The organism is Archangium gephyra (assembly GCF_042230915.1).
GTDB classification, from domain to species: domain Bacteria; phylum Myxococcota; class Myxococcia; order Myxococcales; family Myxococcaceae; genus Archangium; species Archangium gephyra_B.
On record NZ_CP102578.1, the window covers coordinates 4,704,403 to 4,719,029 of the forward strand.

Below are 14,627 nucleotides of genomic sequence, written 5' to 3' on the forward strand. Positions count from 1 at the left end.
AAGAATCCATGTTGAACACGCATGCCGAGACGCTCCCGCGCCGCGAGGAGTGGTCGGGAATGGCCGGGCGCCGAGCCCAGGAAGTGCTGCTGTCCTGCTACTGCCGGGAGCTCGCCTCGCCGGAGGGCGCGGTGCGTCTGCGTCCGCGCTCGGTGCTCTCATATGGTCCACGCGGGGACGCGGGCGGGCACCTGCTCGAGCTGGATCTCCGCCACACGCGGGCCCGCGTCGTCGTCGCCGTGGAGGCGCCCTCGGCCACGGGCAATTACGTGTACTGCTCGCCGGTCTGGTACCAGCTCCACAACCGTGGCTGGGAGGTGGCCGATTGGCGGAGCCTGTCGCATCTGCTGCTGCGCGAGCTGGAGGAGCGCTTCGGCACGGAGCCCCAGAAAGAGCTCGCCCACCAGGTAGCGGACAGCGTGGCGGTGATGACGTCCATCCTCGCGGGACGCGCGGAGAGCCGTGACGCCGCGGGACCCTATGTCGAGTCCGAGCAGGGGCTCGTCTTCGGGCACTCGTTCCACCCGGCGCCGAAGAGCCGCCTGGGCTTCTCGGCCGAGGACGTGCGGCGCTTCTCCCCCGAGACGCGGACGCGCTACCCGCTCCACTACTTCGCCGTGCGGCCCGAGTGTGTCGTCCAGCAATCGGTGATGGAGCGCAAGGCGACGGACATCATCCGCGAGGATCTCGGCTCCTCCGCCGGGGGCTTCGGGGAGGACTTCCTGCCCATCCCCGTCCACCCGTGGCAGGCGGGGCACCTGCTGTCGCATTCCCTGGTGAAGCGGGCGCTGCAGGACGACCGGCTGCGCTACCTGGGGCCCCTGGGCCCGGAGTTCTTCCCCACGTCCTCGCTGCGGACGATGTACGCGCCGGAGCTGCCCTTCTTCTACAAGTGCTCGCTGCACGTGCGCATCACCAACTGCCTGCGCAAGAACGCGGTGTACGAGCTGGAGGGCTCGCTGTTCGCCACCCGTGCCCTGCGCGTGCTGGAGAAGGACCTCGCCACGCACTTCCCCTGGTTGCGGATGCTGGAGGAGCCGGCCTTCGCCACGGTGGGACTGGACGGAGAGGGCGAGGCGGCGCGGAGAGACCTCGAGGAGCGGTTCGCCGTCATCCTCCGCGAGTCGCTGCCGCGCACGGTGGACGACAAGACACGGGTGGCGCGCGTGGCCGCCGCGCTCTTCGGGACGGATGAATTCACCCGCCGCCGGCTGATGGCGGTGGTGGCGGAGTCCGCGCCGGCCATGGGCTTCGAGCGCGCGGTGGAGACCTGGTTCCACGGCTACGCGGAGCGGCTGCTCCCGCCGGTGCTCTACGCCTTCTTCCACCACGGCATCGTCCACGAGGCCCACCTGCAGAACACGGTGCTGGTGACGGATCGGGGCGCGCCCGCAGGGCTGCTGCTCCGGGATCTGGAGGGCCTCAAGGTGGTGCCGGAGCGCTTCGCGGCGCTTCCCCTGGACACGCTGACGCCCGAGGCCCGCCGCGCCATCTCCTACGGCGACGAGCAGGGCTGGAAGCGCATCGCCTACTGCCTCTTCGTCAACAACCTCTCGGAGACGGTGGCGGCCCTTGCTGGAGGCTCGGAGCGGCTCGAGCGCCGGCTGTGGGACCGGGTCCGTCAGGTGCTCACCGGCTACGAGCGGCGCTTCGGGACGGAGGACTCCGCGCGCCGGATCGGCCCGCTGCTGGCCGGGGCTCCGTTCCCGGGCAAGGCCAACCTCACCGTGCGCTTCCTCAAGAAGGCCGATCGCGAGGCGGGCTACGTGCTCGTGCCCAATCCGTTCGGCCGGGTGCCGGAGGTGCCGTCGTGGAACTGAGGTGGCCGGTGGTGGAGGAGGCGGTGCGGCGTGCGCGGGCGGAGGAGGGCGGTCCGCTGTGTGCCTACCTCTATGATCTCCCCGCGCTCGCGGCGCATGCGCGGGCCCTGAAGCGGAGCCTGCCGCACCCGTTCGGCCTCTTCTACGCCGCCAAGGCCAACGCGGAGCTGCCCATCCTCCAGACGCTGGCCGGGGTGGTGGATGGCTTCGAGGCCTCGTCCCAGGGCGAGCTGGAGTGGCTGCGCTCCCAGTTCGCCTCCAAGCCCCTCATCCTGAGCGGGCCGGGGAAGACGGACACGGAGCTGGCCGCGGCCTGCCGGCTCGGGGTGGAGCTGCTCCACGTCGAGAGCCTGGGCGAGCTGCGGCGGCTGGCGCTCATCGCCACGGAGCTCGGGCGCCGGGTGTCCCTCCTGCTGCGGTTGAACTTCCCGCTCGGACCGGGGCACGAGACGTCGCTGGTGATGGGGGGCAGGGCCACCCAGTTCGGCGTGGAGCTCGAGCAGCTCCCAGCGGTGATGGACTTCCTGGCGGGGCAGGAGTTCCTCGAGGTGAAGGGCCTGCACTTCCACCTGCTCTCGCACCAACTGGACGCGGGCAGGCACCTGGGGCTGCTGGAGGAGTACCTGCGGCGCTTCACGGAGCTGCGCGCGAAGTACCGGGCGGAGTGGAGCCACCTGAATGTCGGGGGTGGAATCGGCATCAACTACCGGGCGCCCGAATCCCAGTTCGACCTGGCCCGCTTCTCGGAGGGGCTGCTCGGGCTGGCGGGACGCTTCGAGGCGGAGGGCGTGTCCGTGCGCTTCGAGCTGGGCCGGTACGTCACGGCCGCGTGCGGCTACTACGCCGCCGAGGTGCTCGACATCAAACGCTGCTTCGGGGAGACATTCGTGGTCTGCCGGGGCGGCACGCACCACTTCCGCACGCCGCAGGCGCAGGGGCACAGCCATCCCTTCCGGGTGGTGCCCATCGAGGACTGGCGGTACCCCTTCGCCAGGCCCAAGGTAGAGGGCGAGCGCGTCAACGTGGTGGGGCAGCTCTGCACGCCGAAGGACGTCCTCGCCAAGGACGCGCCGGTGGAGCGGGTGCGCGTGGGGGACGTGGTGCTGTTCCCCTACGCCGGGGCCTATGCCTGGAACATCTCCCACCGGCACTTCCTCATGCACGCACCGCCCCGGGAACTCTTCCTGCGCGAGGGAGGGGAGGCATGCTGACGGAGAACCGCCTCAAGGCGGCCATCGCGGAGGGGCGGCTCGCGCTGGGGCTGCTCGGCTCGGTGCCCTCGCCGCTGCTCGTGGAGATGCTGGGCCATGCCGGGTATGACTTCGTCATCGTGGACCAGGAGCACGTGGGGGTGAACCCCGAGACCCTGGAGAACATGCTCCGCGCCGCCGAGTGCAGCGGGCTGACGGCGCTGGTCCGGGTGTCCTCGTCCGCGCCGGACGGCATCCTGCGCGCGCTCGACGCGGGAGCGCAGGGCGTGGTGGTTCCCCGGGTGCGGAGCCGGGAGGAAGCGGAGGCCATCGTCCGCGCGGCCCGCTACCATCCGGTGGGTAGCCGGGGTATCAGCGGCGGGCGCACGACGGGGTTCGGCAGGATTCCCCTCGCCGAGTACCTGCAGCGTGCGAACCGCGAGGTGCTGGTGGTGGCCATGATCGAAGACCGTGAGGCCGTGGAGGCCATCGACTCCATCGTCTCGGTGCCGGGGATCGATCTCGTGCTGGAGGGAGCCATCGATCTCTCCCAGTCCTACGGGGTACCGGCGCGGTTCGATCACCCCGAGGTGCAGCAGGCCATCCGGCGCATCGCCGAGGCGTGCCGCCGCCACCGCGTTCCGTTCTGCGCCATTCCCCGCCTGCCCGGTCAGGCCGAGGCCTGGAGCCGCGACGGAGCCGCGGCGCTGCTGCTCGGCGATGACCGGGGCGTGGCGTTCCGGGCGCTCAAGGCGCACGTGTCCACCGTGAGGGAGGAGCTCTCCGGTAAGCAGGGCGGTGCGGCTTCGCCATGAGGTTGCGCCGGTTCCTCTTCCAGGTGCACCTGTGGGCGGGCCTCACGGTGGGGGCGCTGCTGGCGGTGATGGGCCTCACGGGCGCGGCGCTCGTCTTCGGAGAGGAGCTGGACCGGCAGCTTCAGCCAGAGGTGTCGGTGGTGGTGCCGGGGGACGGGTGGGTGCCTGTCTCGCGCGTGCTGCAATCCGTGGCGGCGAGCCAGGGCGGAGCCTCGCCACGCTTTCTTCGCATGCCGCAGCGGCCGGACGCCCCGCTGGTGGCGTGGATGGATGCTCACGGCTCCCGCAGGGTGTACGTGGACCCCTACTCGGGCGCGGTGCTCGGCGTGCGGTCCGTGGGGGACAGCCTGGTGGCCACGCTGAGGGAGTTGCACGTCTCGCTGTTGTCCGGCGAGACGGGGGAGGCGGTGGTGGGGGCCAGCGGCTGCGTGCTCATCGTGCTGGGCCTCAGCGGGCTGGTGCTGTGGTGGCCCGGCCGCCGCAAGCTGGCCCTGGGCTTCACGGTGCGCCGGCCCCTCCTCTGGCGCCGGGCGAACTACGATCTGCACAAGCTCGGCGGCATCCTCTCGCTCGTCTTCCTGCTGCTCTCCGCGCTCACGGGCGTGTCGCTCGTCTTTCCCGCGCCCTTCGAGCAGACGCTGCGGTGGGCCACCCGCGCCCCTTCCCGGAGCGCGCCGCCCGTGCCCGGCACCGCGACGGGCACACCGCTCCCCATCGACGTGCTGCTGGTCGAGGCCGACCGGGCCCTCCCGGGCGCACGCACGACCCGCATCGATCTGCCCGCCTCGCCGGGGGCGGCGCTCCGGGTGCGCAAGCGCTTCCCCGAGGAGCTCCATCCCCTGGGCATGAGCCTCGTGTACGTGGACCGCCACAGCGGCGCGGTGCTGCGCGCGGAGCGGGCCGGGGAGGCTCCACTGGCCTCCAGGCTGCTCGCGCTGCGCTACCCGCTGCACATCGGCGTGTGGGGAGGCACGGCCACGCGGTGCCTCGCGGTGCTCACGGGCCTCTTCCCCGCGGGCCTCTTCCTCACCGGCTTCTTCCTCTGGCTCAGCAGGCGGAGTCCACCGCGCCGATAGGGGACCGGCGCTATCATGCGCCCATGGCCCACCACGAAGAGGCGCGGTGAAGATGGGCTCCACGAAACGGCTGCCCCCTCGCTCTTCTGGAGATACGGGCTGGAGCATCAGTTAACCTGCGCAGCCCATGCGTAAGTCCTCCGCTGCTCTTCCACCGATCTTCACCGCCGTTGTTGACCCGCTGCTTGCCTTCCTCCGAATGGAAGCGATGAGCGGTATCCTGCTGTTCGTGGCCGCTGTCGTTGCACTCGGCTGGGCCAACTCCCCCTGGGCCGGCACCTACACGGAGCTTCTCGCGGGAGAGTTCACCGTGGGGTTCGGGGGGGCGCAGGTCCACTTCACGCTCGCGCAGTTCGTCAACGATGGACTCATGTCCATCTTCTTCTTCGTCGTGGGGATGGAGATAAAGCGGGAGCTCGTCGTCGGAGAGCTGAACAGCCCGGCGAAGGCGCTGCTGCCCGCCGTCGCGGCGGCGGGTGGCATGGTGCTTCCTGCGTGCATCTATCTGCTCTTCTGCGCGGGCAGCGAGGGCGCCAAGGGGTGGGCCATCCCCATGGCCACCGACATCGCCTTCTGCATCGGCTGCCTCACGCTGCTCAAGGGACGTGTCCCTCGGGCGCTCGTCGTCTTCGTCACGGCGCTGGCCATCTTCGATGACATGGGCGGCATCCTCGTCATCGCCCTCTTCTACGGGCATGGCTTGCACCCGCTCTGGCTGCTGGCCGCCGCTGGGGTGCTCGCGCTCCTGGCCCTCCTCAACCGCCTCCAGGTGCGCAGCGGCCTCGTGTACGCCGTGGCCGGTGCGGTCCTCTGGTACTTCATCCACCACGCGGGCATTCACGCCACCATCGCGGGCGTCCTGCTCGGGTTGATGATTCCGGCGCGAGGGCAGCGTCCCGTGCGCGAGGTGCTCGAGGCCCTGAAGGTCCACTCCGCGGAGTTGGTGGGGCGCGGCCCCGAGGAGGCCATCGCCAATGAGGAGCTCCTGCAGATCGAGGAGCAGATTGAGGACCTGGAGCCGCCGCTCAATCGCTTCGTTCACGCGCTCCACCCGTGGGTGTCCTTCGGAATCATGCCCGTCTTCGCGCTCGCCAACGCGGGACTCTCACTTTCGGGAATGAGCCTGGACAGCCTCACCCATCCCGTCCTGCTCGGCTCCGCCGTGGGCCTCTTCGCCGGCAAGCAACTGGGCGTCTTCCTGTTTACCTTCGTCGCGATTCGAGCGGGCCTGTCCTCCATGCCCGGCAACGCCCCCGTGTCCCAGCTCTACGGCGTCTCCGTGCTCACGGGCATTGGCTTCACCGTGGCCCTCTTCATCGCCAACCTCGCCTTCGCGGCCGAGCCCGCGCTGCTTGGCCCGGCGAAAATCGGAATCCTTCTCGGCTCCCTCGCCTCGGGCGTCGCCGGTTATGGCCTCCTGCGCGTGTTGAAGCCCCGCGTCGCAGCCCCCAGTCCCGCAGCAAGCATGCCGACATAGGCACCCAGGCCTCTTCGAGTACGGTCTGATCAACCCTGCCATCGGACCCGGTGCGGCCGAGCGCGGCCGCCCCCCCTGACAGGACTTGCTTCCACTGGCTTAGGGCTGCTTTGCCTGCTCCGGCGAGGGCAGGCCCAGAGCGATGGAAATCTCGGAGAGCTTCGTCTGCACCTTGCGCATGTTCTCCGGCCCCATTCGCAGCAGGTGCTTCTCGGCGCCGCTCAGTGCCTCGAGACGCGGGTCCGCATAGACGTAGAGCGCGCCCTTCGGGGTGACCTCGACCAACCCGGTGGGCACCACGACGCCGGTCATCCGGCCAATGGCCTGGGAGAGGGCCTGGTCGAAGGTCCGTCCGGGAGGAGCAATCTCCGCATGGGCCGCCTCGAGCAGTGGCTTGAGCTCCTGGTACACCCGCTGCACTCCCTGCGTATTCACCGAGGCGAGGACACGAGCGACGCCATCGAAGCGGGCGTAGCTCTCCGGCGCAATCACCGTGCGGCCAGCGCGCCGAGCGGTCCGGAAACCGGAGCCGGGTGCCAGGAAGGACAGTTGCACACGGGGACTCTGGCCTTCGGCAACCGCGTTTGTCGCGGAGACGAAGCGCCGGGCCAGGTCATCCATGGACAGCCAGCGAAGGAGGTCGGTGTCGGTGGAGAGGCCGCGCAGGAGCTCTCGCACGCGCGAATCACTTCCTGCGATTTGGACCGCGGGCCTCGCCTCCGCTGGGGCGGGAGGAACGGCGGACTCAACGCGCTCGACATGCGCGGCCGCGGGCAGCTCGGGCTCCCGCAGGAACAGGTACCAGCCAGCCCCGCCGAGGAGCGCGGCCAGGAGGATGAAGGCCAACAGGGGCCCACGCCGGGAGCGAGGCGGCCGCGGTGAAGGGGGAGTGGTGGGGGGGAGGGTCATGCCGGTGGTCATCAGGGTTCCTCGCAAAGGGGTAGAGGGCGACTCGCCACGGGTGCCGCGGCGCGCCCAATCGGGCCTACTCGGCCTGGCGGACGGAGAGCTCGGCCCGGCGGTTCTTCTCGAGGGCGTGCTCGTCCATGGGCTTCTCCTCACCGTACGAGACCACCGCGATGCGCTGGGGCTCGACGCCCAAGCGCACGAGGTAGGTGCGCACGATGTCGGCGCGACGATGGCCCAGCGCCAGGTTGTACTCGGTGGTACCCAGCTCGCAGGTATGCCCCGACACGTTCACCCGAGCCTGGGGGCGCTGGCGCAGGGCCTGCGCGAGGCGCTCCAGCCCGTCCTGGGCTTCGGGTGTCAGGGTGGCGGAGTCGAGCGTGAAGTAGATGGGCGCGGAGGCGAGCGCCGCGAGCGCCTCGTCCGAGGTGGACGGGTTTCCCTCGTCGCGCACTGTGACCTGGGCGGCCGGAGCGGGTGTGGCCGGCCGCTCCACGCGGGTGGTGGTGTCCGTCTTACGAGCAGTGGTGGCGCAGCCCGAGAGGCCGAGCGCCAGAAGAAGAGCCAGAAGGGAGCGGTGCAGGTTCATGCCCAGAGACGAGAGCAAGGGCTGTGCCGTTTCCAACTCCTCTCAGAGACGTGCGTGCCATGGCTTCCGGGCTGGCAAAGCGCCTCGTCCTACCGTTGCGAAATGCCTCCGTCGATGCGCTCGCGGCGGTGGATGGTGGAGACATCAATCCCTAGCAACTCGGCCGCGCGCGTCTTGTTGCCCCCGCACCGGGCGACGACCCAGGCGATGTACTCGCTCTCCAACTGCCGCAGTGGCACCACCTGCTCCTGTGCTGCGGCCAGCGGATTCGTGGGCGTGCCAGGCTCGCCCGTGGAAGCGTGCAGACGCAGGAGGGGGAGGTCCACGGCCGGCTGGCCACCGAGCACCACGAGGCGCTCGATGAGATTCTCCAACTCGCGCACATTGCCGGGCCACGGCATGCGCGCCAGCTCCGCCACCACCTCCGGGGCCAACGAGGTGACGGGGGAGCGGGTGTTGCGCGCGCGCGCCTGGGCCATGAAGTGCTCAACCAGCATGGGGATGTCCTCCCGGCGCTCGCGCAGAGGAGGAATCCGCAGGGACACGACATTGAGCCGGTAGAAGAGGTCCGCCCGGAAGCGGCCCTCCTTCACCCGCGCCTCCATCTCCTGGTGAGTGGCGGCGATGATGCGCACATCCACGCTGCGCGAGCCGTCCGCCCCAACGGCCCGCACCTCTCCGTCCTCCAGCACCCGCAGGAGCTTCGCCTGGAGCTCGGGGGCCATATCGCCTATCTCATCGAGGAACAGCGTGCCGCCGTCCGCCTCGACGAACAGGCCTCGGCGCGCCGTGGTGGCACCCGTGAAGGCGCCCTTCACATGGCCAAACAGCTCGCTCTCCAGCAGTGCATGGGGCAGCGCGGTGCAGTTGACGGCCACGAAGGGCCTGTCCTTCCGGGGCCCCTCCGAGTGGAGTGCCCGGGCAACCAGCTCCTTTCCGCTTCCGCTCTCGCCACGCACCAGGACCGGTACCTCTGAATGGGCGACGCGGTCGACGAGCTCATAGAGAGTCCGCATGGGGCTGCTATGGCCCAGCAGCGAGCCCAGGCCACTGCGGTCAGCCGCCTGACGCTTGAGGGTCTGGTGCTCGGCGCGCAGGCGCCGCTCCTCCAGCGCGCGCCCCACGTAGAGCAGCACCTCATCAAGACGGAAGGGCTTGGTGAGGTAGTGGTAGGCACCGCGCTTCATCGCCTCCACCGCGCTCTCCACCGCGCCAAAGGCGGTCATCAGCAGCACCGGCACCCCTGGGTCTATCTTCAGCGCCGCCGCGAGCACATCCAGCCCGTCGACCTCCTTCATGCGCAGGTCGCACAGCACGACGTCGTAGAGGCGGGTACGCAGCCATGCGATGGCCTCCTCGCCGCTGTCGGCCACGTCCACGCTGTAGCCGGCGTCCGTGAGCGGCTCCTTCAGCATCTCTCCCATCTCCACATGGTCATCCACCACGAGGATCCGAGCGCTAGACGGCATGTTGCTCCTCCCAACTGGGGGCAGCCACCGGCCACCGCAGCGTGACGCACGTGCCCCGGTCCGGTTCGCTGTCAATCTCCACGCTGCCGCCGTGGTTGCGGACAATCTGCGCGACCACGGTCAGCCCCAGGCCCGTGCCCTGGCCTCGCTTCTTGGTGGTGAAGAAGGGATCGAATACCTGGTGCAGGTGCTCTGGAGCGATGCCGCAGCCGTCGTCCCGGATGCGCAGCTCGACCATGCCTCCTGTCCCAGGTGTCTCCCCGCGGAGTGGAGTGGCGCTCAGCCGCACATGGCCTCCGGCACCGCAGGCGTCACAGGCGTTGAGGGTGAGGTTGAGGAGCACCTGTTGGAGTTGGTCGGCGTCGGCCGCGAGCGCGGGCAGGTGCTCGGGCACCTCCACGTGAAGCTGGACGCGCCTGCGCTCCGCCTCGACCACCAGCAGTTCCTGCAGGCCGCGCACCAGGGGGGCAAGGGAGACCGCGCGTGCCTTCGCGGGCTGGAGGCGCGAGAGGTCCAGGAGCTGCCGGATGATGCGGCTCACCCGGTCGATCTGCTGGACGATGGCGCCAAGGCCCCGGCTCTGCGAGCTCTCCACGCCGTCCAGCTTGCTCAGCATGTACTCGGCGCGGCCCCGGATGATGCCCAGGGGCGTGCCCATCTCGTGTGCCACGCCCGCGGCGAGGACGCCCACCGTGGCGAGCTTCTCGGCCCTCAACAGCTGGTCCTCCAGCATGCGCACCTTGCTCACGTCCTCGAGCACCAGCAGGGTGCGCACCTCCCCGTCCGTATGCTCCAGCGGGACGGCATGGACGTTGTACTGCCCCTTCTCGCCAAAGAGGCTGAGCGGCTCTCCGTGCAGGCTGCGCACCTGTCCGTCCGCGCGCGTGGCCGCCACCAACTCACCGAGCCGATGCACTACGGGCGGAGGGGCGGCGGGAAATACCTCGGAGAGCGTGCTGCCCAGGGCGCTGGAGGGCAGGCGGGCCTGGAGGGCCTGATTCACGGCGCTGAGGCGGCCCTCATCGCTCAGGGCGAGGACGCCCGTGGGGATGTGGTCGAGAATCTTCTGGGTCTTCTCGTGCAGGTGCGCCAGCCGCTCGGCGTGGCGGCGGCTCTCGCGGAGCGCGACGGCGCGGCGGTTGGCGAGCACCACATAGGCACCGAACGTCACCAGGAAGACGGCCACCAGGAGCGCGGCCAGGGACAGGCGCAGCACCAGGAGGCGCTCGTGGGAGCGCAGGGCCCGCGTGGAGGAGAGCGTGGCCACCGACCAGGATGCCTCGCTGCGCATGCGGATGGGCATGAAGGTGGCGACCACGTCGGCCCTTCCCATGCCGAGGTGACTCGCCTCCGCTTCCGGAAGCAGGAGCGTCCCGGACTGCCCCCCACGCATGTGGGCGACCAGCGCGCGCAGGGCGGGCATGAGGTGGCCCTCCGCTTGCCCCAGGCGCTGGTACCAGGCCGCCACCTCCGGATCGCTCAGGGGCGAGGGGCGCCCGTGGAAGCCGAGCAGCAGCAGCCGGGTATTCTCGTCCGCCGTCACCAGACGCAGCGGAGCGAAGAAGGGCTCCGTGTCCACGAGGATGGCGACGGCGCCTCCGCCCCCTGGCGCATCAGGGGGGAGCCGGGTGGCGAAGGCTCGCATCCACCCCGAGGAGGCATCCTCGACGGGGGGCGAGGGCACGATGCGCCCCTCGGGGAGTGCGAGTGCCTCACGCGCCGTGTCCGCCAGGGCCGTGGTGTGTGCCACCTCGCGCGGCATGAGTTGCGCACGCCGGTCCACCAGGGAGAGCTGCTCACGGCCATCCGGCCCGTAGACGGCAATGGCCCTGTACTGGCCCACTGCTTCCAGCAGGGCCCGCAGCTCGCGCCGGTGCTCCTCGGTGGAACCCGGCTGGGCGAGCAGCTCGCCCGCGAATCGCAGGTCATCTCCCAGATCCTCAAGCGCCTCGGCGACTCCGCGGGAGGCCTCCGTGAGTTGGGCCTGCCGCTCGTGCCCGAACTGCTCAACCAGGGCGGTGCGGTCGCGCTGGATGAACCAGACAGCCCCCCCGGCGACGCTGGCCAGGGCCGAGAGCAAGAGGAGGAGGGGGAGGAGCGGGCGATGCATCGGTAGGGGACGGGTTCGATTGCGGCAACGCAAGTCCGGTGCCAGTCGTTCCCGGTCGAGCGCCCAGCCAGAGAACACCCGGGCACCACCGCACAGCGCCACGCCCGGCTTGCACTTTGCCAGGGAAACCCCGGTGGCCCGCTCGATTGGATACCCGACTGCCCGGGAGCCGGGTACACAGGGGAGAGGCGAGCAGGCGCCGGAGGCCCCGCCATCTGGGGGACGGCTCAGCGGCCTCTCGCGGTGCAATGATGAGCCCAGGGAGGGGAAGAGGAGAGATGACGCCGAGCCTGCCCTCATCGGGACGGAAAGACGAGCGCCTCCCGAGTTGTCAGGAGGGTCTGCTGCCCTCGCGCGTGCCGCCTCGGACCCGGTTCTTGTCCACGATGGCCATGATGATGAGCACGAAGGCCAGCAGCCGGATGAGGTACGCCCCGACGAGGTACTCGTTGTGCAGCAGTCCCAACATCATCACCCGTTGCAGCGCCATCAACCAGAAGGAGGCGGCGAAGAAAGCGAAGAACCGGTCACGTGTCTTTCGCCAGAACCGGAGGAAGAACAGTCCCGCGACACAGCACAGGGCGAACACGACACCGGAGAGGAACTCAGTCATTCGGAATCCCACACGAGGCCGAATACCAGGAGCGAGAGCGCCACGAGTCCGGAAAGATTTCGGAACACCAGCAGGTCCCGCTCGGGAAACACCAGCAGGTCCACCACCAGCAGCACGTTGTTCCCCGCCAGCCCGACGAAACAGAGGCTGCTCCACAGCAGCAGGGGCACCCGCTTGTGGGTGTACACCCGCAGGAGCAGCACCGCGCAGACGAGGCTGGTCACCGCACACAGCAGGAACACCGATTCAGCCATGGTCATCGTCCTTCCTGATCCGGAAGGCATCCGCGAAGGTCCGGATTTTGTCGATGGGTTTGGAGTAGATGAGGTTGATGATCATCACGCGGCGCCTCGCATACTCCGTCGCGAGGCCTCGCACCGCATCATCCAGCTTCATACTCTCCGGACCGTACCGATACTCCTCCGGGCGCACCCCCTGCCGGCGCAGGAGCCGGGTATGCACCATGTCCTCCAGCCGCTCCGCCGCGGACGCTGGGGCAATCCGCAACTCTCGGGCCACGGCTTCCGAGCTCCAAGCTCGCCCCGGCTGCTGGTGCAGCAGCAGGAGGATCTCCAGTTGCTCCACCGAGTGGATGTGATGGGCGATGAACCGCCTCACGTTTTCGGGAAGATCACTCGTCTGCAAACGGCATCCCTTCTTGCTGCCTGCCGAGCCGGCTGAGCATTGGCACTGCTTCCATGGTGCCACGGCTCACCAGCGTGCCCGCCACACTGGCGAGGATGTTCCTCCGCGCGATTACCGGACCCGTGCCCCAGGAACCAGCACGTTCTCCCCGGGCGTCCCCGCGGGCGCCGCGAGCAGTTGACTCCCGAGCGCCACCGCCGCCTCCGGAGGGAGGCTGGCCTCGGCGCGCAGTACCGGCAGGCCGCGCGGCTGCTGCTGGAGGAAGGCGACGAGCTTCTCGCGCACCAGGCACCGCAGGTCCCACTGCTTGCCCGCGTCCGCGGCGCTCACCAGCGCGCGCAGCGTCATCGTCCGCTCGCCGCAGGCCGTCACCTGCACGCCCTGTACCTTGCCGTCCCACAACTGGCGGCCCTCATGGTGGAGGATTCGCACGAGCTCGGAGCGCACCGCGTTCACGTCCGTCTTGTAATCCGCGTACAGCTCCACGGTGCCGAGGATCTCCGGCGACACCTTGCTCCAGTTCTGGAAGGGCTTGTCGAGGAAGTGGCTCATCGGCACCACCAGCCGTCGCAGGTCCCACACCTTCACCACCACGTAGGTGAGGGTGATTTCTTCAATCCACCCCCACTCGTTCTCCACGATGACGGTGTCGCCAATGCGCACCGGCTGGGTGATGGAGAGCTGGATGCCGCCCAAGAGGGTGGAGATGGACTTCTGCGCCGCCAGGCCGAGGACGAGCCCCGCGAGACCCGCCGAGGCCAGCAGCGAGACGCCCACGTTGCGCACCGCCTCGAACTGCAGGAGCAACAGCGAGGCGGCGATGAGGTAGGTGGCCGCCTCGACAATGCGCCGCATCACCGCGAGCTGGGTTCGCAACCCCCTGACGCGCCCCTCGTCCGCACCGGGCTCGCCCACCACCTTCTGCTCGATGAAGCGGGCGGACAGCTTGACGAAGCGCAGGACGAACCACGCCGCCGACACGAGGGCCAGCGAGCGCGCGCCCAGGTCCAGCCCCCGCTGCGCCGGCGGGGGGAGCAGCAGTGCCCGCGAGCCCAGGGCGCCCAGCATCGCCAGGAGGCCGAAGCGCACGGGACCCTCGCCCGCCGAGAACAGCTGGTTGTCCCACCCTGACTTCGTCAGGCTCGCGGCGCTAGCACCCAGGCGCAGGGCGCCCTTCTCGAGCAGCCGGCTCGCCAGCGCCGCCGCACCGGCCAGCAGAACGAGCCCCAGCCATTGCCACAGCTCCAGCACCCAGAACGGGCGCGCGAAGAGGAAGGGCGGCAGTACCTCCAGGACCGGCGAGCCGTGCTCCGCGAAGAGCGCGTCGATGGCTCGCACCGTGTCCTCGCTGAACACCCAGACGGGGGGGCCGCCGGGGCCGGTCACCTTGCGCAGCCGGATGTCCCGCACTCCTCGGCCGAGCGGAATCTGCCCGAGGGAGTCATACAGCGCGTCCGCGGGGTCCCCCTGCGCGTCCTGGCTGATGCGCGAAAAGTCGAACCAGAGCGTGCGGTCCACCACGAACATCAGCCGCCGCGCGAGCCGTTCGCCTTCGGTCCGCTGCTGCTCCTTGGGAAGGTGCGACAGCCACAGGTAGTGCGGCAGGAGGCCCGTGTCCCGCGTGTGCGCGGCCTCCAGGAAGCCCGCCAAGGTGGCCGCGGGCGTATGGCGGTCCACCTCCGGCGGAGGCTCACCCAGTCCCTCGTTGAGCGCGAGGCCCGTGGTGGGGGCCAGCAGGAGCGGCAGCAAGAAGACGAGGTATCGGCGTGTCATGGGTTCCCCACGTGCGGTGTCGTCGCGGAGTCCCGCGGGCAGGCGCCAGACGGCTCACCCCCTGCACTCCTCATCCCTTAAACTACTTTGACCTCAAAATAAATACGGGTGAGGTGCTCGGCTGCTCCCGGGACGGCCGCATCG

13 protein-coding genes are annotated in these 14,627 nt (G+C 69.7%); 5 read left to right on the forward strand and 8 right to left on the reverse strand.

Annotation, left to right across the window (positions count from 1 at the left end):
- Nucleotides 1-8: 8 nt before the first annotated feature.
- The 5 genes from NR798_RS18865 to nhaA all read left to right on the forward strand — a co-directional run bounded on the left by NR798_RS18865 (nt 9) and on the right by nhaA (nt 6,378).
- A complete protein-coding gene (locus tag NR798_RS18865; protein ID WP_375772870.1) occupies nt 9-1,820 on the forward strand; it encodes an IucA/IucC family protein in 1,812 nt (603 codons plus the stop codon).
- Nucleotides 1,811-3,031 carry a type III PLP-dependent enzyme gene (locus NR798_RS18870; protein WP_375772871.1) on the forward strand — a complete coding sequence of 407 codons (1,221 nt, stop codon included), beginning with the start codon at nt 1,811-1,813 and terminating at the stop codon, nt 3,029-3,031. The genes NR798_RS18865 and NR798_RS18870 overlap by 10 nt, the downstream gene beginning before the upstream one ends.
- Nucleotides 3,025-3,825: an HpcH/HpaI aldolase/citrate lyase family protein gene (locus NR798_RS18875; protein ID WP_375772872.1), complete on the forward strand. Its 801-nt coding sequence runs from the start codon at nt 3,025-3,027 to the stop codon at nt 3,823-3,825. Before NR798_RS18870 ends, NR798_RS18875 begins: the two co-directional genes overlap by 7 nt.
- Nucleotides 3,822-4,901 carry a PepSY-associated TM helix domain-containing protein gene (locus NR798_RS18880; protein ID WP_375772873.1) on the forward strand — a complete coding sequence of 360 codons (1,080 nt, stop codon included), beginning with the start codon at nt 3,822-3,824 and terminating at the stop codon, nt 4,899-4,901. Before NR798_RS18875 ends, NR798_RS18880 begins: the two co-directional genes overlap by 4 nt.
- A gap of 127 nt (nt 4,902-5,028) precedes the next feature.
- Nucleotides 5,029-6,378, forward strand: coding sequence for a Na+/H+ antiporter NhaA (nhaA, locus tag NR798_RS18885; protein ID WP_375772874.1), 1,350 nt, complete (start codon nt 5,029-5,031; stop codon nt 6,376-6,378).
- A gap of 99 nt (nt 6,379-6,477) precedes the next feature.
- Here the strand turns inward: nhaA and NR798_RS18890 are convergent, their stop codons facing one another.
- The 8 genes from NR798_RS18890 to NR798_RS18925 all read right to left on the reverse strand — a co-directional run bounded on the left by NR798_RS18890 (nt 6,478) and on the right by NR798_RS18925 (nt 14,483).
- A complete protein-coding gene (locus tag NR798_RS18890; protein ID WP_375772875.1) occupies nt 6,478-7,056 on the reverse strand; it encodes a DUF3014 domain-containing protein in 579 nt (192 codons plus the stop codon).
- Between the two features lie 307 nt (nt 7,057-7,363).
- Nucleotides 7,364-7,891: an OmpA family protein gene (locus NR798_RS18895; RefSeq protein ID WP_375772876.1), complete on the reverse strand. Its 528-nt coding sequence runs from the start codon at nt 7,889-7,891 to the stop codon at nt 7,364-7,366.
- Nucleotides 7,892-7,962: 71 nt separating this feature from the next.
- Nucleotides 7,963-9,342 (reverse strand): sigma-54-dependent transcriptional regulator, encoded by a 1,380-nt coding sequence (locus NR798_RS18900; protein ID WP_375772877.1) that lies wholly within the window; start codon nt 9,340-9,342, stop codon nt 7,963-7,965.
- On the reverse strand, nt 9,332-11,452 hold the full coding sequence (locus NR798_RS18905; protein ID WP_375772878.1) for a nitrogen regulation protein NR(II): 2,121 nt from the start codon (nt 11,450-11,452) through the stop codon (nt 9,332-9,334). The genes NR798_RS18900 and NR798_RS18905 overlap by 11 nt, the downstream gene beginning before the upstream one ends.
- A gap of 331 nt (nt 11,453-11,783) precedes the next feature.
- Nucleotides 11,784-12,065, reverse strand: a complete 282-nt coding sequence (locus NR798_RS18910; protein WP_375772879.1) for a DUF5985 family protein — start codon at nt 12,063-12,065, stop codon at nt 11,784-11,786.
- Nucleotides 12,062-12,319 carry a DUF5985 family protein gene (locus tag NR798_RS18915; protein ID WP_375772880.1) on the reverse strand — a complete coding sequence of 86 codons (258 nt, stop codon included), beginning with the start codon at nt 12,317-12,319 and terminating at the stop codon, nt 12,062-12,064. The genes NR798_RS18910 and NR798_RS18915 overlap by 4 nt, the downstream gene beginning before the upstream one ends.
- On the reverse strand, nt 12,312-12,683 hold the full coding sequence (locus NR798_RS18920) for a hypothetical protein (RefSeq protein WP_375772881.1): 372 nt from the start codon (nt 12,681-12,683) through the stop codon (nt 12,312-12,314). Before NR798_RS18920 ends, NR798_RS18915 begins: the two co-directional genes overlap by 8 nt.
- A gap of 138 nt (nt 12,684-12,821) precedes the next feature.
- Nucleotides 12,822-14,483: a mechanosensitive ion channel family protein gene (locus tag NR798_RS18925; RefSeq protein ID WP_375772882.1), complete on the reverse strand. Its 1,662-nt coding sequence runs from the start codon at nt 14,481-14,483 to the stop codon at nt 12,822-12,824.
- Between the last annotated feature and the right edge of the window lie 144 nt (nt 14,484-14,627).

Bases quoted from the DNA above. Each gene is read 5' to 3' on its own strand.
- NR798_RS18880 (WP_375772873.1), top strand. From the start codon at position 3,822: ATGAGGTTGCGCCGGTTCCTCTTCCAGGTGCACCTGTGGGCGGGCCTC.
- NR798_RS18915 (WP_375772880.1), bottom strand. From the start codon at position 12,319: ATGGCTGAATCGGTGTTCCTGCTGTGTGCGGTGACCAGCCTCGTCTGC.
- NR798_RS18900 (WP_375772877.1), bottom strand. From the start codon at position 9,342: ATGCCGTCTAGCGCTCGGATCCTCGTGGTGGATGACCATGTGGAGATG.
- NR798_RS18875 (WP_375772872.1), top strand. From the start codon at position 3,025: ATGCTGACGGAGAACCGCCTCAAGGCGGCCATCGCGGAGGGGCGGCTC.
- NR798_RS18865 (WP_375772870.1), top strand. From the start codon at position 9: ATGTTGAACACGCATGCCGAGACGCTCCCGCGCCGCGAGGAGTGGTCG.
- nhaA (WP_375772874.1), top strand. From the start codon at position 5,029: ATGCGTAAGTCCTCCGCTGCTCTTCCACCGATCTTCACCGCCGTTGTT.
- NR798_RS18910 (WP_375772879.1), bottom strand. From the start codon at position 12,065: ATGACTGAGTTCCTCTCCGGTGTCGTGTTCGCCCTGTGCTGTGTCGCG.
- NR798_RS18925 (WP_375772882.1), bottom strand. From the start codon at position 14,483: ATGACACGCCGATACCTCGTCTTCTTGCTGCCGCTCCTGCTGGCCCCC.
- NR798_RS18905 (WP_375772878.1), bottom strand. From the start codon at position 11,452: ATGCATCGCCCGCTCCTCCCCCTCCTCCTCTTGCTCTCGGCCCTGGCC.